This window comes from Bacillus sp. M13(2017), from assembly GCF_002218325.1.
GTDB classification, from domain to species: domain Bacteria; phylum Bacillota; class Bacilli; order Bacillales; family Bacillaceae_G; genus Bacillus_A; species Bacillus_A thuringiensis_K.
Genome location: NZ_KZ268506.1, coordinates 203,295 through 225,686, shown reverse-complemented (window position 1 = coordinate 225,686; position 22,392 = coordinate 203,295). Strand labels below are relative to the sequence as shown.

Genomic DNA, 22,392 nt, shown 5'->3' with positions numbered 1-22,392 from the left:
CATTAGTCTCTTGCTCTAGCGATAATGTGAATCGGCGTTCCTACGAAGCCAAATGATTCACGTAAGCGATTCTTTAAGAAACGCTCATATGAGAAGTGCAATAATTCTGGATCGTTTACAAACACAACAAATGTTGGTGGTTTTACCGCAACTTGTGTTGCATAGAAAATTTTCAGACGGCTACCATTATGAGTTGGTGTCGGATTCATCGCTACCGCATCCATAATTACATCGTTTAATACGTTCGTTTGAATACGGATACTATGACTTTCATTTACCTCATCGATAACCGGTATTAATGTTTGTGTACGTTTTCTCGTTTTTGCAGATAAGAAAACAATTGGTGCGTATTCTAAGAATTGGAAATGAGCACGGATATTTTCTTCAAATGCTTTCATTGTTTTCTCGTCTTTTTTCACTGCATCCCATTTATTTACAACGATAACAACAGCTCGCCCTGAATCATGAGCATATCCAGCGATTTTTTTATCTTGCTCAATAATTCCTTCTTCACCATCTAAAACGACTAAAACAACGTCAGAACGTTCAATCGCTCTTAGAGCACGAAGTACACTATATTTTTCTGTACTTTCATACACTTTTCCTTTTTTACGCATACCAGCTGTATCAATAATTACATAATCTTTTCCATCTTTACTATATGGTGTATCGACAGCATCACGAGTTGTTCCTGCTACATTACTAACAATTACACGCTCTTGACCAAGAAGAGCATTTACAAGTGATGATTTCCCTACATTTGGACGTCCAATTAAAGAGAAACGAATTGTGTCTTCATCATATCCGTCTTCTTCAATCTTTGGGAAATGTTGTGCAGCTTCGTCTAGTAAGTCACCTAATCCTAATCCGTGTGTACCTGAAATTGGAAATGGTTCGCCAAATCCTAATGCATAAAAGTCATAAATGTCACTGCGCATTTCCGGATTGTCCACTTTATTTACCGCAAGTACAACCGGTTTATTTGAACGATATAAAATTTTTGCAACTTCTTCATCAGCTGCTGTTACACCGTCACGACCGTTTGTCATAAAAATGATAACATCCGCTTCATCAATTGCTACTTCAGCTTGTTGACGAATTTGTGTCAAAAACGGCTCGTCTCCAATATCAATTCCGCCCGTATCAATAATGTTAAATTCATGATTTAACCATTCTCCAGCGCTATAAATACGATCACGCGTTACACCTGGAATATCTTCTACGATTGAAACTCTTTCTCCAACAATTCTATTGAAAATAGTAGATTTCCCTACGTTCGGGCGACCTACTATCGCTATTACTGGTTTCGGCATATACTTTCATCCTTTCAACTTGCTTCTGTTTATTATGTAAAAAACCCTTCTTTGTGCAAGAAGGGATTTGCATTCCAGAATATTTCTCAACGTATCAAAACACCTCACATTATAACACACGTTGCTAATGTTTCACAATAATATATACATTCTCTTGTAAGCGATGTGCAATACCATCTAAAATTGCCTCTAAATTATTTGCAACAAATTCTAGTTCCTCTGTCGATTCGCAAACGAATAAAGGAGCACCACCTGCAAATTTTTCTGGAGTCGTTGTTATAACTGCCAGAATAACACTTTCTAACATCATCTCTTATCTCCCCTTCCTTTCGGGGCTTCCGATGACATATGGACAGCACTTTCTAACGTTGGTACATTTCCTATGACACCTATCGCTTTCTCTGCATCTTGATCTTGCGGCAGGACAAAAATCCCAACCCTGCCATCCTCTAAATCACGCTTTGCTAACGGTACAAGCGCTGGTGTACCAGAATCTCTATAAATCCCTAACGCTACTGAAACATCGTGTAAAATAGCTTGTCGTTGCCCTAAATTTGAGATTGTAACCATCGCATCAATTGATTTCGGCTTTAAAATAAAACCCATACCATATTTCATAATTTCTTCTTGTCTTGCTGGCAATCCAATATTCATAATGTAAATATTGTCAATATAAAGCCCTGCTCCTTCAAAACGAAGCGGAACGTGCTCAATTTCAACAAGATCATGCAGCCTTTTACCAGACATTAATTTTTTCGCGATAAAAAATGCAATTATAGCCATAATTACTCCTGCAATCCATGAACGGAACCCTATATACGCAAACGTCGTTGCAAACGACGTTAACATTGCCAAATAGTTGCGACTTTCAAAAACCAATGCAATTCCTTCAATGTATGTATTTCCACGCGGTACGAGCTCATACCCATCTAATTGTTGAAGCGTATTTCTTTCCATATTACGTACATCACGAAATTGTGTCGCTGCTAACGTAAGAAATGTAATGGCAGAAAAATCTTTTTTCAAAATAGACGGGATTGCAATCGCTCCTAAAGCAGCTGCAATTAAACCCATTGCAATATGAATGATTTTCCCATGCAGCCTCGTCGGATATTGCCGCGTATCCGTCCGCAGCATTAGCACCCTTGTAACTGTCCCTGCTATTACGCCGCATAAAATGGCTGGTGTATATTCAGTCATGTATTACCCTCGCCTTTCTTTTACGTGTTTTTCTCTTAAACTGTTCCCTGTATACTGATGCTTTTGCAATCAAAAACAATACTGCCATGAATAATGTAGAAACGGCGACGATATCAAAAAATGCTAAACTACCGTAATCATATGGAAAATTCAATTTCCTAAAAATAAATGTCACTAGCAACTCTCCTTGTAACATTCCTACATATAGGGAACATAATCGTAATACGCGATCCCCATGCAATAACACCGATGCATACACAAGAGCACTACTTAGCAGAAACACTCTATCCACCACAATCCAAATCGGATCATATATTTCTAACAGATGAAAACTTGTATATAACATTGCGATAATAAGTGCCGAAAGTAAGCTATACAATTTTTTCCAGACAGAATATAGCGTGATCCCTATAAAAGAAATAATACAAAGTAGAAGAGCATTTACCGATACCACGAATGAGGCAATCGTTACATGTAACGGAGAGCAAATTATAAAAATCAGTATACAAGCGCCTAACTTCCACCGAATAGGGTCCTTTTTCATAAAAAAGGTTGCGATGACCCACCCTATCCAAGCTACAAAATAAAAAGTACTTCCATCCATCAACTTCACCTCCTATGTTTTCCATTATGGGAACTTTTTATGAAAGTTAATCCACTTTATTTACGCATAGTTTTTTCTTATAACAGCAACACTTTTAACAAGGAGGTGTTATTCATTATGGGTAAAGATCGCCAAGAACGAAAACTACGAGAATCACGCCGCGTTGAATCCGATCGTGATCAATCACTACAATATCCAGGTGCGACTGGACTTGATACACCAGAACAGGCTCGAAAACAAAACCAGCACTAATTAATACAAAAAGACGGTTTCGATATTGTACGAAACCGTCTTTTACATAATCATTTTAATGTTTTAAATTTATATCAAAATAATATTTTGCGCACTATATCCTTCCACTACTTCTTTTTACCTTCACCTATTCCCATTAAAAATTAAGTTCTTTCCAGTAATTCGACAACACACCATCTACATTTTCAACCCTTTTTCAATTGTAATTTTCACGAAATGATATTTTCATATAATACTAGTTCCATTCTCCACTTTATATTACGAAAAAGAATAGAACAAAAAAATCAACCGAACGGTTGATTTTTTATCTCCTACTATAATGCGCAGTATCAATACCACGTTGCATTAACCAATGATATGTTTCACCCTTTACAACAAGAGGTACAGATTGCAACTCTTCTATCGTCTTCGCACCAAGAGCTGTCATAATAAATTTCAAATCTGTATGTAGAAGCTCAATTTCATCCACTAACTTCTCGATACCATCTTGCATTAAAATACGTAAAAAGTAACCAGCAAACGCAGTTGTATTCGCCCCTAATGCGATTGCTTTCGCTACGTCAAGCGCTGTTTGTATACCCCCAGATGCAATAAAAGAGAGGTTATTATTTGTAGAGGTTGCTTCAATAATCGAGGTTGCTGTTTGTATGCCCCAGTTATTAAAATAAGAAAGCATTCGCTGTCTTCTTTCATTTTCAACAGCAGCAAAATTCGTACCACCTTGCCCACCAATATCAATGGCTGTTACACCTACGTTCGCTAACTGTTGCATCGTTTCCTTACTCATCCCAAATCCAACTTCTTTTACAATGATAGGAACTTTACTATTTAAAACAATTTTCTCAATGCGCTGAAGTACTCCAGTAAAATCACGGTCTCCTTCTGGCATCGTTAACTCTTGTATGACATTTAAATGAATTTGCAATGCATTCGCTTCAATCATATCAACGGCGCGCTCTGCCTGCTCGATAGTTGCCTCACTACCTAAATTAGCAAAGAAAATACCATTTGGGTTTACCTTTCTAATCACCTTATAAGAAGCAACTTCACTTTCATCTTTTAACGCCGCCATTTGCGAACCTACAGCCATAGCAAGGTTATGATGTTTCGCTACATATGCTAATTGCTCATTAATATGTAACGTTTTCTCTCCTCCACCACCAGTCATCGCATTGATAAAAATCGGCGAACTTAGTGAAAGTTCGCCGATTTTTGTTTCACATGTTATTGTGTCATAATTTGAATTTGGCAAGCTTTGATGCACAAAATCAATATCATGAAAGCCATGCGTACGAGACTGACCAGTAGAAAGAGCATATTCAATATGATCTAATTTACGTTTTGCCCTTACCACTTGTACCCCTCATTATTTCTTTAATTTTTTCAGTTGTTCACCAATAATATCACTTAATTGGAAAGTAGCAGAATCAGCATTTGGCTCATACTGACTATAATCTTCAGTTACATTATTTTCCTCAAGCGCTTCTTTTATACTTAAAGAAATACGTTTCTCTGCTACGTGAACTTCAAGTACTTTCACTTTTACTTCTTGTCCCATTTCCAATACTTCATTCGGATTTTTCACGTGACGATTTGCAATTTGAGATACGTGTACAAGTCCTTCAACGCCAGGTAAAATCTCAACGAATGCACCAAATGTAACAAGGCGTTTTACTACTCCCTCACGAATATCTCCAGCTTTTATTTCGCCAGCAACGTTTTCCCAAGGTCCTGGTTGAGCTGCTTTAATTGATAAAGAAATACGTTGTGTATCAGCATCAACAGATAACACCTTTACCTTAACTTTTTGACCTTGCTCCAACACTTCAGAAGGTTGCTCTACACGTTCGTGTGAAATTTGTGAAATGTGAACTAAGCCGTCCACTCCACCAACGTTAACGAATGCGCCAAAGTCAGTTAATCGTTGCACTGTTCCTTCAACAACGTCCCCTTCTTTTAATGAAGAAATTGCTTCTTTTTTCTTAGAATCTAGTTCTAATTCTACTACCGCTTTATGCGAAAGGATTACACGATTTTTTTCACGGTCTAATTCAACAATTTTCACCGCTAATGTTTTACCTTTATAGTCAGTAAAGTCTTCTACATAATGTACTTCTACAAGTGAAGCTGGAATAAAACCGCGAACACCAAGGTCCACAACTAATCCGCCATTCACAATATCTTTTACAGTAACATCAAATACATGACCAGAAGTAAATTTCTCTTGTAGTTCTACCCATGCTTTTTCTGCATCAACAGCACGTTTAGATAAGACAAGATCATCTTCTTCTAATTTAATAATTTTCAACTCTAGTGTTTGATCTAATTCTACAACATCGCTTGCTTTTTCAATATGAACGTTAGCTAATTCACTAATTGGAATTACGCCATCTGTTTTGTATCCAACATTTACAAGCACTTGTTTCTCTTCAACCTTCGTTACAGAACCTGTAACAACGTCACCAACTTGTAATTCTTTTGAATCCATAACTTCTTCATTCATTTTCTCTACCATGGAAATACCTCCCTACAGAATTGACAAAGCATTTTTTATGTATATACGAAATGAAAACAAAGTTTTCATTTGCACGTTTAAGAATTTCTCATCACATACTCTTTTTCAATACCATTCACAAGAAAATATATTAAACCTATATAAATAGTATACAGCAAAACTAGCTTGAAAAAAGTATGTTTTGAAATATAATAGCGAATATATTCTGACAGTTTTATTCCTCTTTAACTAACTTCTTACAAATCAGCTCATTTGTCAAGGAAAGAGACTCACAATTCACGTATCCTTTACATTTCTATTTAAACAAAAAAAGAAAGAGGATTATCCCCTTTCTTTATTTCGCAAACACTCCAGAAACAATGCTCATAATTTTTTGGACAACTTCTTCAATTGATAAAGAAGTCGTATCTAATTCCAATGCATCATCAGCCTTTTTTAGTGGAGAAACTTCGCGTTCTGAATCTAATTTATCACGCTGAGCAATTTCTTCTTTTAACTGCTCTAAATTAGAATCGAAACCTTTATTTAAATTTTCTAAATGTCTTCTTTCCGCTCTTTCTTCAACAGAAGCAAGCATAAAGATTTTCACTTCAGCATCCGGTAATACATGTGTACCAATATCACGGCCGTCCATTACAACGCCGCCTTTTTTCGCTAACTCTTGCTGACGACGTACCATTTCTTCACGAACAAGGCGATGTTTCGCTACAATAGATACTCGATTCGTCACATCAGGTGTACGAATTACTTCAGAAACATCTTGTCCATTTAAAAATACAAGCTGTGTATTGTCTCCTTGCTGAAACTCAATATTTACATTCTTTACAACTTCCATTAACTGCTCTTCATTTTCAATGTCTACTTTTTGTTCAAGGGCTGCATATGTAAGCGTACGGTACATTGCGCCTGTATCAATATAAACGTAAGAAAGTTCCTTCGCAACAACTTTTGCCACTGTACTTTTCCCAGCAGCTGCTGGACCATCTATAGCAATTGAAATTCGTTTATCCATCGTAACACCTCATTTTTTCACTTATAAAACAAAACGAAAAGCAGGTGTTCACCCTGCTTCTTCTCATTTGCTTCACGTCATTAAATCCTCAATTATTGTAGCATAATCCTTCATAGAAGAAAATGAAAACTACCTATTCACCTGCAAGATTTCCATTTTGTTTTTTACCATGACACCCTCATAATAAACAATTTTAGATAAATATTTCACTGATGACTTATGTATAAATAACAATTGCACAACAGAAAGACAAATGAATTGTATTATTAATATACGAATAAAAATTCTCTCCATCTTTTTCACCGCAATCCCTCCCTCCTATACTATATTTGCCCATTTCGTTTCGTGATTTTATACATCGTACATATAGCGGTTAATTTTATTGTCATTTTCGAGGCATACTTTTATACATTTCCATTGTCGAATTTACTCAAAACATGTTATGTTCTAAATGTATTTTTTTACTTGAAAGGGGTATAAGCATTGAAAAGAATCCTAGTTTTACACACAGGTGGAACAATTGCAATGGAGGAAGATAAAGAAACTGGGGTCGTACAACCAGGTGAAAAAAATCCTCTTTTAAAATTCATTCCTGATTTAGAAGGCGATGTTGATTTAATCGTTGAAGATGTGTTCCATCTACCATCTCCTCATATGACACCGAGCGAAATGTTACAATTACAAGTCATCATTGATGAAAGAGTAAAACAAGACAACATTCATGGCGTAGTCATTACGCATGGCACGGATACATTAGAAGAAACAGCTTATTTCTTAGATTTAACAGTACAAGCAACTATTCCGATCGTAGTGACAGGTGCAATGCGCTCTAGCAATGAGTTAGGTGCTGATGGTCTATATAACTTCTTATCAGCTGTAAAAGTTGCTAGTTGTGATGAAGCTGCAGAAAAAGGTGTTTTAGTCGTATTAAATGACGAAATTCATTGCGCTACAAATGTAACGAAAACACATACAAGTAATGTCGCAACATTCCAAAGCCCACAATACGGACCAATTGGAATGGTAACAAAACGCGGCGTTGTCTTCCATCACGCTTTAGTACATCACGAAACATATACGATAAACAAAGTGTCTAAAAATGTAGTTGTTCTAAAAGCATATGCTGGCATGGATGATACATTATTAGCAGCAATCGAAAATCTTCCTGTAGACGGCATTGTTATCGAAGCTCTTGGACAAGGTAATCTCCCTCCGAGAACACTACCTAGCCTAGAAAGATTATTAAATAAAGGTATTCCTGTCGTATTAGTTTCTCGCTGTTTCAACGGTATCGTTCAAGACGTATATTCGTATGAAGGTGGCGGTAAACACTTAAAAGATATGGGCATTGTATTCACATACGGCTTAAATGCACAAAAAGCACGCATTAAATTGCTTGTTGCATTAGAGAATACAAATTCTCATGAATCCATTCAAAATATGTTTATGCACGAATAAAAAGAAGCTGTCGAGGTTTTCCCGACAGCTCCTTTTTATTTTTCTCTTAATGCAATGGTTTGCGCAATCGCATCTCCATGAAATCTACCGTTCTCGATAAATATTTCATTTGCATTATTTCCAGCAGCAATGACACCTGCAATGAAAATATTTTCAGCATTCGTTTCCATTCTATCCTCTGTATAAATTGGACGTCCTGTTTCTTCATCAATCTGAACACCCATCTTCGTTAAGAAGCTATGATCAGGATGATAACCAGTCATCGCAAATACAAAATTGTTTTTGATTGTAAAAGCTTCACCATCAACTGTAAACGTTAATGTATGCTCAGTAATTTCTTTCACATGAGCCCCAAAATGCATTTGAATTGTACCATTTCGTACTAACGCCTCAAATTCCGGCAAAATCCAAGGCTTTATGCTTGGTGAATACTCACTTCCACGATACAGTACCGTTACACGTGCACCAGATTTAACAAGTTCTAACGCGGCATCTACACTCGAGTTTTTCCCACCTATAACTACTACATCTCGATCAAAATAAGGATGCCCCTCTTTAAAATAGTGAGCTACTTTCTTCAATTCCTCACCTGGAACATTCATATAATTTGGATTATCATAATATCCAGTTGCTACAACAATATATTTCGCTATATATATTTCTTTACTTCCGTCACGCTTTGTCGTCTCAACCTGAAAAACTTCTCCATCTTTTTGAACTTTCTCCACTCGCTCAAAAGCATTTACACGTACAGATTTACGTTTTACTACTTCACGATAATACGCAAGCGCTTGATTTCGAACTGGCTTACGATTTTCTGTAATAAAAGCTACATCACCAATTTCTAATTTTTCACTCGAAGAGAAAAATGTTTGATGAGTTGGATAATTATAAATGGCATTTACAATGTTTCCTTTTTCAATTACTAACGGATTTATCCCAACCTTTTGCAACGAAATTGCAGCCGCTAATCCGCACGGACCGCCTCCGATTATAATAACTGTTTCTTTCTGCATACTCGTCCACTCCTAGTCTTCTACCAATACACTATTTATAAAAACAAGAAAAAACCTACTTACAGCAGTAGGCACCTATCTTTATTGTATTCATTTTTCATATATTTGTCATCTAAACGAAACGTACATCCGATAGACATCTGCTAAAAACTGCTGAAATTTAATACCTTGTTTCCCTAATACATTCTCAGGATCAATCTTTCTAGCTGGATCAAGCGTTTTATGTGACACGATATCTTTTTTCGGATTTAAGCCAAAGTTTTGGCATAAATACGCATGATACCATGTAAAACGATTATATGCTTCCCAAAAGTTAACATCACCGCCATAACAAAGTTCCACTCCAATGGCCGCCTTATTCGCGTCATAGCCATATAAGTCATTATCCGTCGGCACACCATATCGAACATGATACGCAACTTCATTTATAGGAATAATCTCCAATATTGTTTTATCATCTATAAATGTATGCGCCGAAGCTTTCGGTTGTAATTCATTAAAGTAATCTCGATTTCCTATCGCATTGCTTCCAGGATTCCCCGTATCATGGCTTACAATAAATCTAACTTTAGTCAGAGGAATCCCTGGTCGTGAACTTCCATATCCAATATAGTTGCGCTCTATAGGAAACATTGCCATTGCTACCAACTCCCGCTCTAGAAGGTTACCTTACTTCCTTATATATGTATTCGGTAACAATGTCCTTATCGCATATTTCTTACGCGAAGAGAAAATCGAAAATATTTGAAGTGAACACCATAAACAACAAGATACTTACAGCCACTCCATAAAAACCGTAAAACCAAACACAATCTTCTTTCGTATCTAAACCGAAAAATTTATTTACCGATTGTAATAATGTGCCACGCTTGCTTTGTTTGTTTCGTAATACTTCCACTCGCTCTACAACATCTGCTGGCATCATAAATCTTTGGTCTACTGTCATTTTCATCATTTATCTCTCCTTAAAATCATTTCCGTTTTGTTTATCTAAGGAGAGTATAGCACGTTTGTTCGTATAGAACAAGCGTTCTTTTTTTATTTTATTTTTCAGCAATCCAAGTAAAAATTGAGATTACAACGGCAATAATCGGCCCTACTACAACCACACCAAATATCAAAAACAGTAGCCCTTCCCCGAACATCCGAACGATACTTATTTTTCGAGCTTTCATCGTTCTTGCAAGTTCTCCCTCTAACCTCTTAACCTTTTCTTCTAATTGTTCTACTCGTTCCAGCATTTCATTCTCCATATACAACACCTCATTCAATATTTCAACAAAAAAACGTGATTTCCTCGAAAGGAAATCACGTTTTCTCAAGATATAATATTTTATACCCAACCTCTGAAGCGGCTTGCTTCAGCCATTTTACGAACACCAACCATGTACGCCGCTAAGCGCATGTTCACTTTACGAACTTGTGCTGTTTCATAAATAGAATCAAATGATCTTACCATTACTTTTTCTAAACGTTGTTCTACTTCTTCTTCAGTCCAGTAGTAACCTTGGTTATTTTGTACCCACTCAAAGTAAGATACTGTTACACCACCAGCACTTGCTAACACGTCTGGAACAAGTAAAATTCCGCGATCTGTTAAAATTTTAGTCGCTTCTAATGTTGTTGGACCATTTGCAGCTTCAACAACGATTTTCGCTTTAATATCATTAGCATTTTCTTCTGTAATTTGGTTCTCAATTGCAGCTGGAACTAAAATATCGCAATCAAGCTCTAACAATTCTTTGTTTGAAATTGTATTGTTAAATAGCTTTGTTACTGTACCGAAGCTATCACGACGGTCTAATAAATAATCAATATCTAATCCGTTTGGATCATGTAACGCGCCGTAAGCATCTGAGATTGCAATAACTTTCGCACCTGCATCATGCATAAATTTAGCTAAGAAGCTACCAGCATTACCGAATCCTTGAACAACAACGCGTGCACCCTTAATATCAATGCCACGTTTTTTCGCAGCTTCGCGAATACAAATTGTTACACCTTTCGCTGTTGCTGTTTCACGTCCATGTGATCCACCTAATACAAGCGGTTTACCTGTAATAAATCCTGGTGAATTAAATTCATCAATACGGCTATACTCATCCATCATCCATGCCATAATTTGAGAGTTTGTGAATACATCTGGAGCTGGAATATCTTTCGTCGGACCTACGATTTGGCTAATTGCTCGTACATAACCGCGGCTTAATCTTTCTAACTCACGGAATGACATTTCACGTGGATCACAGATAATTCCACCCTTACCTCCACCATATGGTAAATCAACAATACCACATTTTAAACTCATCCAGATTGAAAGTGCTTTCACTTCATTTTCTGTTACATTCGGATGGAAGCGAATTCCACCTTTCGTTGGACCAACAGCATCATTATGTTGTGCACGATATCCTGTAAATATTTTAACAGTCCCGTCATCCATACGAACTGGTATTTTCACTGTCATCATACGAATTGGTTCTTTTAATAATTCATATACTTCGTTTGGATAACCCAATTTTTCTAACGCTTCACTAATAACAATTTGTGTTGAATTCAATAGTTCAAAATGTTGTTCCCTTTGTTGTTGTGTTTTTGTTTGAGTTCCCTTTTCGGCTACCATAGTAAGTAAACCCCCTGTAATTTCACTTGTTTAGTAAACCTTCATTGCCTAGTATACACCCTTAAATTTGGAATGCAATAGAAAACGCTAACAAATATATACAAACTATTTTATGTTGCAAGCGTTTTCACTATTATTATAGTCCTTTTATTACTTTTAGAAAAGTAAAATACTTAAATATTTAAATGTTTTTTATTTTCATCAACCATACTCCCATAAAACTGCATATTTTATTTTCAAAAAGTATGTTCGAGTATTTACAATCATCCCTTCCCTTATCCAAATAAAAACAAAACCTCAGCTTTGTTGTATTAGCTGAGGTTTTGTTTTTTCACAAAGTAATTGTGTATTTGTTCTATCGCGTTAACATCCATTAATTCTTTACCGTACTCCATGATGCGATAAATGGTTGCTGTAGACGGATTACCGTATTCCGCTAAAATAGCTATAAAATCCGCCTTTAACAATTGAATTTGTTCCTCTTCTTCCACCCAAAGATAGAAGCGCTCATCCCACGTATATAGCTTTCCGCCAGTTACACCAAGGTTATATAAGCGATTTGACAGGTTAATTACGTCATCTAGCGTAGCAAACTCATATATTATATGCTCACTTTCATCTAGAGTCACTTGCATTTCAATAAACTCGTCACGGAACTCATCATCTGTATCCATTTCTTGATTTTCTTTCGTTACAATTACAACCATCCCTTGTGCTTGTAGAGAAAACACTTCAACTGCAATCGGACCATCTGCTTCAAATCCTAATTCCTTATTTGCTTCTTGCATCATATCACGAAATAATTGCTGTACTTTCGGCGCATTTCTCCATAAATCTTCTTTCGTTAATCCTCGTTCAGATAAATCATCAAATGTTAGAAAAATTTTTATCTTATTGTAATTTAATCGTTCCAGCCTCATCTCATACCCTCCCTACGTAACCAATGCATCTAATTTTATTATATGAAATAGAAAATAGATGGTTCTTTTCGAACAACTATTCCGATATTTTTAACCATTCATCCCATTCTTCTTTCGTATCACCAATTAAGATTGTTTCAATGTCCAACTGGTTTAGAACGCCTAGCTTTCCGATAAATCCAACAGAAAGAGATTCCCTTTTTTCTTGTAATAAATTTATAAAGTTCATCGTCTTTTTCATATCTTGTTCGTCAGCAAAAGATACAAATACATATTTCGGCTGTATTTCCTCTACCGCTGACAACATACCATCTTCAGCTAAGCTTGTCCTAATATATATCGCCTCATATCCTTTTAAGCGTAAATAAGTTGAAAAAATAAATCCTTTCAATGCATTCTTTTCTAACACAATAACTTTGTGTAAAGAGGAAAACATTGAGGCATTGTGATACACCATCCCTAGACGCGTTTGTAAAAATGATAGTGCATATTGGAATTGCACCATTGAAATCTCATTATTATTTTTTGACGTTAATAATTTGTCTGTCACTCGAAGAACGATACTGGCAACAACCTTTTCTGTTGAATATATACTAAAAGCTTCGTTTAATAATGCAGCAATTGTAATTTCATCAAATTTTAACAAAGCTTGTAGCAAATCGTCCACTAAAACAACTTCTTTATCGAAATGTATCTCTTTTTGAACTGTACTCGGCAAACGATTCTCTTCTAATAACTGAACTGCTTGTCCAATCATCATGCCGGAGGAAACTTTTTCCATTAACCATTTTAAAATTTGAATATGCTCTTCTGTATATAAACGATGCCCAGCTTGATTTCGCTTTGGGGCAATAATTTGATATCGTCTTTCCCATGCACGAAGCGTGCTCGGCTGAACTCCAATTATATTCGAAACAGCTTTTATATTATATTTCCCACTAAGAGTTGGCATCATTTCCCTCCGCACAATGTAATGATATGTGTTTGAGCAGGTGCTCGGAAACGAAGTGGTATCAATGTTGTTCCGTACCCATTACTAACAAAGAGAATCGTATTCAAATGGTTATATACGCCACCTTTTAAATATTTTTTAGATGGGAATAATCGGATTTGTCCTCCATGCGTATGTCCACTTAACACAAGTGAAATCTGTTCATTTCCAGACATTTTTTTTATTATATCAGGGTTGTGACTAACTAGGATACGAAAACCATCTTCTTTACAATCCGCCAATGCCAAATCTAGACGATCACGGTGCAATCCAACATCATCTATACCGAGCAAACAAATTTTCTCTCCTAATTCAGACTCAAATACCACTCTTGTATTATCTAAAACTTTTACGTTATTTTCTAATAATAACGCATCTAATTCATGATATTCTATCTCATAATCATTGTTTCCCCACACAAAATATACAGGACCTATCTCTCTTAACTTTTGAATATTCGCAGAGATTTTTGATAAAGAGACACCTTTCTCTGCTAAATCTCCTCCGATAATTACAATATCTACTTTTCCTTTTACTTGTTCAATTAACAAATTCGAAATGACTCTTCTATGAATATCAGAAATAAAAAACACATTTACTTTTTGAAAACTTTTCGGAAATTCTTTAAATACTAAAGTATGTTCCAACACCTTATTACGCATCGCTTCTTTATACATCACAAGAAGTAATAAAATCCCCATGCCTATGAGAGTACTGAATAATATAATCCATATCATATTTTTGACTCCCCTCCTCATAAAGATAATCCTAGGCTTTTATAACAAACTGTGATCGCTTAACTCACTAGCTTTCTTGCTTTGTGGACTTATCTTTTATCGGAATTTTTAATTCTTGACCTGCACTCACTTCATCTTCTTGCAAGTTATTATACTTTTTAATTACTTCAATTCCATTTCCATCTGAAAAATATTGCTTCGCTATACTTTCTAAAGTTTCTCCCTCTTTCACAGTATGCGTTATTACTTTTTCAGACTGTTTCTGCGACTCAGATTTAGCTGAATCAAAGAAGATTACTTCAAACGCACTTTTTCCGGCATTATTACTATCACCCTTCACCTGAATATATTTATCCGTGTACCACAAAATACTAATTGGCAGCAGAATGAATAGAAATGTTAAAACCCGGACGAAAATGTGATTTATTTTAAACTTTTGTTTTTTCTCTTTATTTCTATGAATTTCACTACGCGGCGGTAAACTTTCTTTTTCTTCCACTCGCTCAACTTCTAATTCCTCTTCAAAATCAGGAATTCGTTTCCTCATGTTGTTCACCACCACCTTCCATTTATTTTCTTAATTGGAGTCCCATTATAAAATCAACAAGAAAGTGTGCAAAGATTGTTATAAACAAATTTCCTGTCCATTCAAATACATAACCAAAGACAAAACTAATGAAACAGACGAAACAAAACAAAAATGGCTTTGTTATATAACGAATATGTAACACTGCAAATACGAAGCTCGCAATTACAATTCCAAAATGAGTCTGCACTACACCTCTAAATAAAAACTCTTCTGCAAAACCAATTAAGAACGTAATAACGAGTAAATGCAGAACGGACATTCCTCGAAACATCTTATCGTTAATACCACCATCATCAAACCAAGACTCCGGAAACACTCGCATTGCAACATAATCTAATAACACAATACCAATCGCTAACAAACCACCTATAATAAGTATAGATACTGGTTCCCATTTCCATAAATTAAAGACTTCTTTTACATCTTGAAATAATATATATGCCAGTAAACAGCCAATACCGATAATAATTAACTGTGTTATATATAGATTCAGCCTTATTTCCTGCGGACTCATATCTTCAACATTATGCCTTTGAATGTTCATCATTCCTCCATCTTTTCTAGGCCGAAAAGCTTTTGTAACTCTGTTTCCCAATTATAGTCGAAATCCGATTGTTGCGCTCGTCTTTTTTTATAATCTTCTTTTGTAATACCGCAATAATCGCAGCAATTAATTAACTCTTGCTCTTTCTTATAACCGAACTGTTGCAGCACATATTCACGTCTACATCCTTTAACTTGTATCCATGACTTCATATTTTCTAGCTCACTATATTTATTACGCAACCTTATTTCTACTTCAGCTATTAATCGGTTCATGATTTCATCTGACAAACCTTCTAATAATAATCTTCGTTGTTGTATAATTCCAACCTGTTCGAGATGATAACGAACGAAACGCCAATATTGCTCATTAAATCTTGCTGCATTATAACAAATTTCTTCTACATCTTCTATTGGTAATTCTTTCGTTTGAAACATTCTTTCTTGTAGTAAAGAAAATAAAAATTGTATTTGTGACTTACTTGGCAATTCATCCTCAATGATTGAAATTGGTAAATCATGATCCAACGGACTACATAATAAAATAGCTATACTCGGTTCGCCATCTCTTCCAGCTCTTCCGATTTCTTGTAAGTAAGAAGCTATATTAGTTGGATAATGAAAATGAATAATATATCGCGTATTCGCCTTATTTACCCCCATACCAAATGCACTTGTACATATTACAAGTTGCAATTGATCGTTCATAAACTGCTGTTGAATTAACATACGCTCTTCATGTTCCATACCACCATGATAAAAAGCTACACCAGTAACACCTTTCCCTCTCAAGTATTCCGTTAACCTTTCTGTCCACGCTCTACTTGAGCAATATACAATCCCCGGCCCTTGTAAATACATCACCTGCTCTAAAAGCGTCTCTTTCTTTTCTTCTATCGTCTCTACAAATTGCACATCCATTGCAATATTAGGACGGTCAATAGAGTATACATGTTCCGCAGCACCCTTTAAATTTAAACTATCTGCGATATCCTGCAGTACCCCTTTTGTCGCTGTGGCTGTCAATGCTAATACTGTAGGAGAACCAATATTTTTAATAACTACATTTAGTCTTTTATAGTCCGGTCTAAAATCATAACCCCATTGAGAAATACAATGAGCCTCATCAACAACAAATAATGAAATATGAATTTTCTTCAATTCCCTAATTAATAACTCCGACTGTAACATCTCTGGTGAAACAAAAATAAATTTATATGAAGATAATTTTTTCATCGCTTCTCTTTTTTCATTTAATGTCCGAAAACTATTAAATGCTATTACTCGGTTTTTCACAACATACTTTAATTGTGTCACTTGATCTTCCATTAAAGATAATAACGGTGATACAACAAGCACTGTTCCTTCTCGCATAAGCCCTGGAAACTGATAGCACATAGATTTCCCTCTTCCAGTCGGAAGCATTGCTATCACATCTTTTCCTTCTAATAAATCTGTAATTACTCCTTTTTGACCTGGACGAAATTCAGAATATCCAAACCACTTATATAAATATTCTTCAAGTTTCATTTACACCCTCCATCCGCGCTAATACAAGACGAACTTCAAAATAAGAAATATCTTCTCCAACCGCTTGTTTCAAAACACGTAACTTCCGCGTTTGCAATGCTTCAATTACTTTTATTACTTTGTCTATCTTTTCTTTTTCCATAAACATTTCAATAGAAAAATCTTTTTCTCGCAAAGCAATTTCAACAAAATGATCTTCTATCGTTGCAACCTTTAAATTCCGAATCGTCGCTATTTCTTCTAAAGAACGTCCTTGCCTCCAAAAATTATATGTTTTTTTCGTGGATAAACTAAATAATTCAGCTCTCTCATTTGGATAAGATATAATTTCAGCTAATAGTGGAAATTCATTTTCTTTATCACGAACTTCTTGTATAAAGAAATGCATTGTACCCCAAAATAAAAAATACACCCTGAATATATCTTGTTTCGTAATTTCTGCTAATTGTTGCAATGTACAACCAATACGTTCATAACCCGTTAATCGATATGTTACAATCGTCGCTTCTATCGCATTACTATTTTCTAAAAGATTCTGTACTTCCGTCCATAGTTTTCTCGCCAACTCACTTCTCTTATATGGCCTTCCTGTTAGAAAACGTTTCACCCACATCATTATTTCTGTATCTTGCTGAATTGGAATAAACCTCGTATTATTCTGTTGTAAATTGGATATGGTTTGAATAATCAATGATAATCTTTTCCAAAATGTTTCACCTAATTCACCGTAATGTAAACCATGCAAATGTGCTGGAAAAGCATAAACTTCCTCCCATTTATGTAACTGCATTTTACCCGTAGGTGTTAACACATATGTATTTTCATGTATTTCTTGAATAAAATCCGCTTGCAACAACTTTGCAACTTCACCATCATAGTCATTTCTATTCAATGATTTATATATTCCGAACAAAAATGAAATTCGGAACATATTTCCATCTTGTAAAGTTTGCGAAGAACGTTTGCCCTTTAGTAAATAATAAATAGAAGAAACGGTTCTCTCACCATTCAATTGTTTTAAACAATGCAACAAAGTATATTGTATTTGCATGACCGCTTCCACCTTCCAATCTTAACTTCATTCTTTTCAGTACAATTACACTATCTACTGTCGCTCATTAAACTTATCATATAAGAACTATATACTTGTATATAGTCTATTGTATCAAACGAAATCATATTTACGTATTTTGAAAATCTTATGACATAATTCAAAAATAAGTTGACACTCTAATTGATAAGCATTATCATTATAATTTTATGTTGAAAAGTTTTACAAACCGTTTTACAATAAGGTTATAATTTTTATGGCGAGCTTTTCACATACATATTATCAGGAGGGAAAAAAGATGGCAAAATATACAATCGTTGATAAAGATACTTGTATTGCATGTGGTGCTTGTGGCGCTGCTGCACCAGACATTTATGACTATGATGATGAAGGTATTGCATTTGTAACATTAGATGATAACCAAGGTATCGTTGAAATTCCAGATGTATTAATTGAAGATATGATGGATGCATTCGAAGGCTGTCCAACTGACTCAATTAAAGTTGCTGACGAATCATTCGACGGAGACGCTTTAAAATTCGAATAGTCTTTTATTAACTTCAAAAAATGCCCCTCATATTGATGAGGGGCATTTTTTGTATCTAAATTTTATTTTCCTTAATAAAAAACCATTAGTAGTTTCACACTACTAATGGTTTTAATATATATTATGCATTTTTCATTTTTGCAAACACCCATACTTTCAGGCGTGAGAATAATGCTACAAATACAATTGTTACAACAATCCCTTTAATTAAATTAAATGGTAAGATTGCCGTTACAACCGTTGTTCTTATGGTTTCGCTAGACATAGCCGGTGAATTTAAAAACCAAGTGTAAGCCGGGAATATGATGATGTAGTTTAATACACTCATAATAAGTGCCATTGTAATTGTCCCTAGCATTAATCCTGTAGTTAAACTCTTCACAGTACGATACTTTCTAAATAAGAAAGCTGCTGGTCCAATAAATAAACATCCTGCAATAAAGTTTGCAATTTCTCCAACTGGTACTCCCGTTAAACTCCCTTGAATCCCGTAATGTAAAATGTTCTTTATCGCCTCTACAATCACTCCTGCTACTGGTCCAAAGATAATTGCTGCAATTAAAGCTGGTACATCACTAAAATCAATTTTCAAAAATGGCGGAAGCCCTGGGAACGGGAAATCCAACATCATTAGTAAATATGCAATACTACTTAGCATCGCTACACTCACCATCTGCACTACACTGTTTTTTTGTTTCATCTTTCTCTCTCCTTTTCCATCGATCATCTCATGGAAAGTGGAAAGGTTCTGCTATGCCTGTTTTTCATAGAACGAAAAAACCCTTTGTGTTTTACACAAAGGGAGAATTTAAGGCACATCAAACAGACGTTCAAATCCATATCTTTTTTGAACGCTTGAACCTCCATCTTCTCCCATCCAGACTATACTGTCGGCTTTGGAATCACACCAAATCCTGCCTTAACGGCTCGCGGGCTTAGAACAAAATCATAAATAGTTCATCACCGCCGGTCGGGATTTTCACCCTGCCCCGAAGATAGACCGATATTCTATTTTCCCCTTCATTATACAACAACCTCATAACATTGTGAACTAAAAAATTGTAACTTATTTAAAATTAGTTATTTATTTTTCATAACAACAAATAAATTGCGAGATATTTTACAATACAATCCATATTTTTTTATTATTCGGCATTTCTCTTTTGGATTACCTAGTCATATATAATTAAAAGTGATAAGATATTGAATTGTTAAGATAAGAACATTTTCTGAGTTATGGAGGAAATGTCATGAAAAAAGAAAAGAGACATTCTATTCGAGAAGCAATGAAAAAAAACTTAAGAAAAGAATACTTTTACTTAAAAAAAGAATTACTTTTCTACTGCCCAATTGATTTAGGCACATTCTCAAATGAGACATACTATGCTACTTTCGATGAAGATGGCATAAGTATTTATCAGTATGATAAAAAAACAGAAAGTAAATTAAAATTGTGTGAGCGTCATCCGTGGAAGAGTTGGAATAAAGTGAAGATTGATCACTATTTGACAACTTCTCAATTTATTTTTCAGGGTGAGCGAAATTGGATCTTATCTCTTTTTCAAAAAGGAAAAGAAGCCCAAAAAATTATTGAAGAGCATACATCTTTACAAACAGAAGTTGTTTCCCGCTCTTTCTTAAAAAAACTTCCTGGTTTTCGTTCTAATACACCACTGAATAAATACATCGGTAGTATTTGTTACACTGCACTTATTGCATTTTTATTAAAATGGATGATTCCATTTCAAGCACCACAAATCGCCCTGTATTCTATTTCGATTGGTTGTATGCTTCTTGGCCTACTTTGTTTGACAATCGGTTTAATTGAACCGACTATCGTACTGTTTCGAACAAAAGAGAAAACAAGAACAAAAGTTTTTTACTTGTATAGCTATTTAGCTATTTCTGGATTTATATGTGTCTTTATTTTTTGGTAAAAGAAGCCGTCCCAAAATAAACTTTGGGACGGTTTTCTTTTAGATATAGATGCTCTGATTCACTCAATAGTTCTAGCAAAAGCGCCCATATAATTTCATTTACATTGAACATTATTTAAGAAGAACATAAATTTGTTCAAAGTTTAATTTTTGAGACGTTTCCTTTACTTAACATATAATTGTTGATTAGGATAAATTAGCTCTTGCTGCAATCCATTTTTTTCTTTAATTTCCTTAAGTGTCATACTAAATTTCCGTGCAATACTAACTAAAGTATCCCCTTTTTGTACGACATATAATGACGAAGAAACAACTTCATTTCTTTGTTCACTTAAAACAAGCAATGGGTTCATCGCATTCTTTTTCGCCATCGTCCATCTTCCTTGATGAAGTTCTAAATGTAAGTGTGCACCTCGCGATTCTCCCGTGTTCCCTACTTCTCCAATTTTTTCTCCTTTTGAAATATAATCTCCTTGTCCCACATATCTCTTATTTAAATGTGCATATACAGCCTCATATTCTCCGTGTTTAATAAATACAACATTTCCATAACTACTCGAATAATAAGACCTCGTTACCTTACCATCTTGGATAGCTGCCACAGGCGTTCCAATTGGCGCAGCTACATCAATACCATAGTGTTTTCCATGCCTTGTCCCAAAATAATCACTTATCTGACCTTCAACAGGCCATGTCCATCGATTTTCTTCTGCATAAACATGTAATTGAGATACAAACAGTATACTCAATAGCATGACGCCGCATTTTAAAACTTTCATATACATCCTCCGTTTTCTAATTACCACTATACCTTCTCTATTTTGGTATATTACAGAAAAAAGTATACAAAAAAAAAGAAAGTGAATTACTCCACTTCCTTCTCTTTCTTATCACGAAAAACTAATGCACTACGGTTATACTCCACATCTTTCACTTGTAATCGAGCATTTATTACTCGAGCTATTGCAAACAAATAATCAGATAATCTATTTACATACTTTAAGACAACTTCATTTATTTTCACTTCTTTTTGCAATGATACTATAGAGCGTTCTGCTCTCCTTACAACAGTACGTGCAATATGAATAGTAGCCGCCGCCTCGCTACCTCCTGGCAAAATAAAGCGTTCTAATGGCGGGGCTTCTTCTATATACAAATCAATCTTTCTTTCTAAGCTTTCAACCATCTCAATTGTCACCTTATAAGGAATTTTTTGTTCCACTATTGCCAAGTCTCCTCCGCAATCAAATAGCTCATGTTGAATATTTTCGAGCTCATTGTAAATATCTCTATAAGTCCCGCCTTGAAGCTTAGTCATTGCATATCCGATATGAGAATTCGCCTCGTCTATTGTTCCATACGCTTCCACACGGATATCATCTTTATCAACCCTACCGCCTATTACACTTGTCGTTCCTTTATCTCCTGTTTTTGTATATAATTTCATTTCTTCACAGCACCTCTCTTGTTATTCTTTATTCGAGCAACATAGAAAAAAGTTCTACCATTCTTTATTTAATTGAGTTTACAAAAAAATAAAAAACAGCAGAACTTTAT

27 protein-coding genes and 1 riboswitch are annotated in these 22,392 nt (G+C 35.2%); of the genes, 4 read left to right on the top strand and 23 right to left on the bottom strand.

Annotated features, from left to right (window positions below; genetic code table 11):
* Nucleotides 1-2: 2 nt before the first annotated feature.
* The 4 genes from der to CGQ22_RS17905 form a co-directional block, all read right to left on the bottom strand.
* Nucleotides 3-1,313, bottom strand: a complete 1,311-nt coding sequence (gene der, locus CGQ22_RS17920; protein ID WP_001125893.1) for a ribosome biogenesis GTPase Der — start codon at nucleotides 1,311-1,313, stop codon at nucleotides 3-5.
* 124 nt (nucleotides 1,314-1,437) lie between these two features.
* Nucleotides 1,438-1,623 (bottom strand): capping complex subunit for YIEGIA, encoded by a 186-nt coding sequence (locus CGQ22_RS17915; protein WP_000979059.1) that lies wholly within the window; start codon nucleotides 1,621-1,623, stop codon nucleotides 1,438-1,440.
* Nucleotides 1,620-2,513: a YIEGIA family protein gene (locus CGQ22_RS17910; protein WP_000141596.1), complete on the bottom strand. Its 894-nt coding sequence runs from the start codon at nucleotides 2,511-2,513 to the stop codon at nucleotides 1,620-1,622. The genes CGQ22_RS17915 and CGQ22_RS17910 overlap by 4 nt, the downstream gene beginning before the upstream one ends.
* The gene (locus CGQ22_RS17905; protein ID WP_000349108.1) at nucleotides 2,506-3,117 is read right to left on the bottom strand and encodes a YphA family membrane protein; all 612 of its coding nucleotides are present in this window, start codon (nucleotides 3,115-3,117) and stop codon (nucleotides 2,506-2,508) included. Before CGQ22_RS17905 ends, CGQ22_RS17910 begins: the two co-directional genes overlap by 8 nt.
* Nucleotides 3,118-3,234: 117 nt before the next feature.
* Between CGQ22_RS17905 and CGQ22_RS31475 the strand changes: the two genes are divergently transcribed.
* A complete protein-coding gene (locus CGQ22_RS31475; protein WP_000513900.1) occupies nucleotides 3,235-3,369 on the top strand; it encodes a YpzI family protein in 135 nt (44 codons plus the stop codon).
* A 304-nt stretch (nucleotides 3,370-3,673) separates the two neighbouring features.
* Here CGQ22_RS31475 and CGQ22_RS17895 read toward each other — a convergent pair whose 3' ends face one another.
* The 4 genes from CGQ22_RS17895 to CGQ22_RS32040 all read right to left on the bottom strand — a co-directional run bounded on the left by CGQ22_RS17895 (nucleotide 3,674) and on the right by CGQ22_RS32040 (nucleotide 7,199).
* Nucleotides 3,674-4,723, bottom strand: coding sequence for a type 2 isopentenyl-diphosphate Delta-isomerase (locus tag CGQ22_RS17895; RefSeq protein WP_000251039.1), 1,050 nt, complete (start codon nucleotides 4,721-4,723; stop codon nucleotides 3,674-3,676).
* A gap of 12 nt (nucleotides 4,724-4,735) precedes the next feature.
* Nucleotides 4,736-5,884: a 30S ribosomal protein S1 gene (rpsA, locus tag CGQ22_RS17890; protein WP_000229559.1), complete on the bottom strand. Its 1,149-nt coding sequence runs from the start codon at nucleotides 5,882-5,884 to the stop codon at nucleotides 4,736-4,738.
* A gap of 334 nt (nucleotides 5,885-6,218) precedes the next feature.
* Nucleotides 6,219-6,896: a (d)CMP kinase gene (gene cmk / locus CGQ22_RS17885; protein ID WP_000361251.1), complete on the bottom strand. Its 678-nt coding sequence runs from the start codon at nucleotides 6,894-6,896 to the stop codon at nucleotides 6,219-6,221.
* 129 nt (nucleotides 6,897-7,025) lie between these two features.
* The gene (locus CGQ22_RS32040; RefSeq protein ID WP_000738056.1) at nucleotides 7,026-7,199 is read right to left on the bottom strand and encodes a YpfB family protein; all 174 of its coding nucleotides are present in this window, start codon (nucleotides 7,197-7,199) and stop codon (nucleotides 7,026-7,028) included.
* A 180-nt stretch (nucleotides 7,200-7,379) separates the two neighbouring features.
* Here CGQ22_RS32040 and ansA point away from each other — a divergent pair, with 180 nt between their 5' ends.
* A complete protein-coding gene (gene ansA / locus CGQ22_RS17875; protein ID WP_000822009.1) occupies nucleotides 7,380-8,354 on the top strand; it encodes an asparaginase in 975 nt (324 codons plus the stop codon).
* Nucleotides 8,355-8,389: 35 nt separating this feature from the next.
* Here the strand turns inward: ansA and CGQ22_RS17870 are convergent, their stop codons facing one another.
* From CGQ22_RS17870 to CGQ22_RS17815, 12 genes are all read right to left on the bottom strand, one after another.
* Nucleotides 8,390-9,370 carry a YpdA family putative bacillithiol disulfide reductase gene (locus CGQ22_RS17870; protein WP_001168513.1) on the bottom strand — a complete coding sequence of 327 codons (981 nt, stop codon included), beginning with the start codon at nucleotides 9,368-9,370 and terminating at the stop codon, nucleotides 8,390-8,392.
* Between the two features lie 108 nt (nucleotides 9,371-9,478).
* Nucleotides 9,479-10,009 (bottom strand): peptidoglycan recognition protein family protein, encoded by a 531-nt coding sequence (locus CGQ22_RS17865; protein WP_001240655.1) that lies wholly within the window; start codon nucleotides 10,007-10,009, stop codon nucleotides 9,479-9,481.
* A 79-nt stretch (nucleotides 10,010-10,088) separates the two neighbouring features.
* Nucleotides 10,089-10,325, bottom strand: a complete 237-nt coding sequence (locus CGQ22_RS17860; RefSeq protein WP_001983018.1) for a DUF3961 domain-containing protein — start codon at nucleotides 10,323-10,325, stop codon at nucleotides 10,089-10,091.
* Between the two features lie 88 nt (nucleotides 10,326-10,413).
* The gene (locus tag CGQ22_RS17855) at nucleotides 10,414-10,623 is read right to left on the bottom strand and encodes a hypothetical protein (protein WP_000426761.1); all 210 of its coding nucleotides are present in this window, start codon (nucleotides 10,621-10,623) and stop codon (nucleotides 10,414-10,416) included.
* 80 nt (nucleotides 10,624-10,703) lie between these two features.
* The gene (gudB, locus tag CGQ22_RS17850) at nucleotides 10,704-11,990 is read right to left on the bottom strand and encodes an NAD-specific glutamate dehydrogenase (RefSeq protein ID WP_000225173.1); all 1,287 of its coding nucleotides are present in this window, start codon (nucleotides 11,988-11,990) and stop codon (nucleotides 10,704-10,706) included.
* A gap of 311 nt (nucleotides 11,991-12,301) precedes the next feature.
* The gene (locus tag CGQ22_RS17845; protein ID WP_089149046.1) at nucleotides 12,302-12,910 is read right to left on the bottom strand and encodes a genetic competence negative regulator; all 609 of its coding nucleotides are present in this window, start codon (nucleotides 12,908-12,910) and stop codon (nucleotides 12,302-12,304) included.
* A gap of 76 nt (nucleotides 12,911-12,986) precedes the next feature.
* Nucleotides 12,987-13,862 carry a MerR family transcriptional regulator gene (locus CGQ22_RS17840; protein ID WP_046945523.1) on the bottom strand — a complete coding sequence of 292 codons (876 nt, stop codon included), beginning with the start codon at nucleotides 13,860-13,862 and terminating at the stop codon, nucleotides 12,987-12,989.
* Nucleotides 13,862-14,638, bottom strand: coding sequence for a metallophosphoesterase (locus tag CGQ22_RS17835; RefSeq protein WP_000637795.1), 777 nt, complete (start codon nucleotides 14,636-14,638; stop codon nucleotides 13,862-13,864). The genes CGQ22_RS17840 and CGQ22_RS17835 overlap by 1 nt, the downstream gene beginning before the upstream one ends.
* A gap of 67 nt (nucleotides 14,639-14,705) precedes the next feature.
* Nucleotides 14,706-15,185: a LysM peptidoglycan-binding domain-containing protein gene (locus CGQ22_RS17830; protein WP_001231556.1), complete on the bottom strand. Its 480-nt coding sequence runs from the start codon at nucleotides 15,183-15,185 to the stop codon at nucleotides 14,706-14,708.
* Nucleotides 15,186-15,207: 22 nt separating this feature from the next.
* A complete protein-coding gene (locus CGQ22_RS17825; protein ID WP_001025780.1) occupies nucleotides 15,208-15,771 on the bottom strand; it encodes a CPBP family intramembrane glutamic endopeptidase in 564 nt (187 codons plus the stop codon).
* Nucleotides 15,771-17,300: an ATP-dependent DNA helicase RecQ gene (gene recQ, locus CGQ22_RS17820; RefSeq protein ID WP_061883931.1), complete on the bottom strand. Its 1,530-nt coding sequence runs from the start codon at nucleotides 17,298-17,300 to the stop codon at nucleotides 15,771-15,773. The genes CGQ22_RS17825 and recQ overlap by 1 nt, the downstream gene beginning before the upstream one ends.
* Complete coding sequence (locus CGQ22_RS17815; protein WP_089149045.1) at nucleotides 17,290-18,351, bottom strand: YpbB family protein; 1,062 nt, start codon at nucleotides 18,349-18,351, stop codon at nucleotides 17,290-17,292. The genes recQ and CGQ22_RS17815 overlap by 11 nt, the downstream gene beginning before the upstream one ends.
* Before the next feature lie 298 nt (nucleotides 18,352-18,649).
* Between CGQ22_RS17815 and CGQ22_RS17810 the strand changes: the two genes are divergently transcribed.
* Nucleotides 18,650-18,898 (top strand): ferredoxin, encoded by a 249-nt coding sequence (locus CGQ22_RS17810; RefSeq protein ID WP_001151993.1) that lies wholly within the window; start codon nucleotides 18,650-18,652, stop codon nucleotides 18,896-18,898.
* Nucleotides 18,899-19,019: 121 nt separating this feature from the next.
* Here CGQ22_RS17810 and CGQ22_RS17805 read toward each other — a convergent pair whose 3' ends face one another.
* The gene (locus tag CGQ22_RS17805) at nucleotides 19,020-19,598 is read right to left on the bottom strand and encodes an ECF transporter S component (protein WP_000810857.1); all 579 of its coding nucleotides are present in this window, start codon (nucleotides 19,596-19,598) and stop codon (nucleotides 19,020-19,022) included.
* A 161-nt stretch (nucleotides 19,599-19,759) separates the two neighbouring features.
* A riboswitch (FMN riboswitch) is annotated at nucleotides 19,760-19,899 on the bottom strand.
* A gap of 249 nt (nucleotides 19,900-20,148) precedes the next feature.
* On the opposite strand from CGQ22_RS17805, the gene CGQ22_RS17800 reads away from it, so the two are divergent.
* Nucleotides 20,149-20,835, top strand: coding sequence for a hypothetical protein (locus tag CGQ22_RS17800; protein ID WP_000711797.1), 687 nt, complete (start codon nucleotides 20,149-20,151; stop codon nucleotides 20,833-20,835).
* A 164-nt stretch (nucleotides 20,836-20,999) separates the two neighbouring features.
* Here the strand turns inward: CGQ22_RS17800 and CGQ22_RS17795 are convergent, their stop codons facing one another.
* The gene (locus CGQ22_RS17795; RefSeq protein WP_000866118.1) at nucleotides 21,000-21,614 is read right to left on the bottom strand and encodes a peptidoglycan DD-metalloendopeptidase family protein; all 615 of its coding nucleotides are present in this window, start codon (nucleotides 21,612-21,614) and stop codon (nucleotides 21,000-21,002) included.
* An 86-nt stretch (nucleotides 21,615-21,700) separates the two neighbouring features.
* Nucleotides 21,701-22,282, bottom strand: coding sequence for a cob(I)yrinic acid a,c-diamide adenosyltransferase (locus CGQ22_RS17790; protein ID WP_000781272.1), 582 nt, complete (start codon nucleotides 22,280-22,282; stop codon nucleotides 21,701-21,703).
* Between the last annotated feature and the right edge of the window lie 110 nt (nucleotides 22,283-22,392).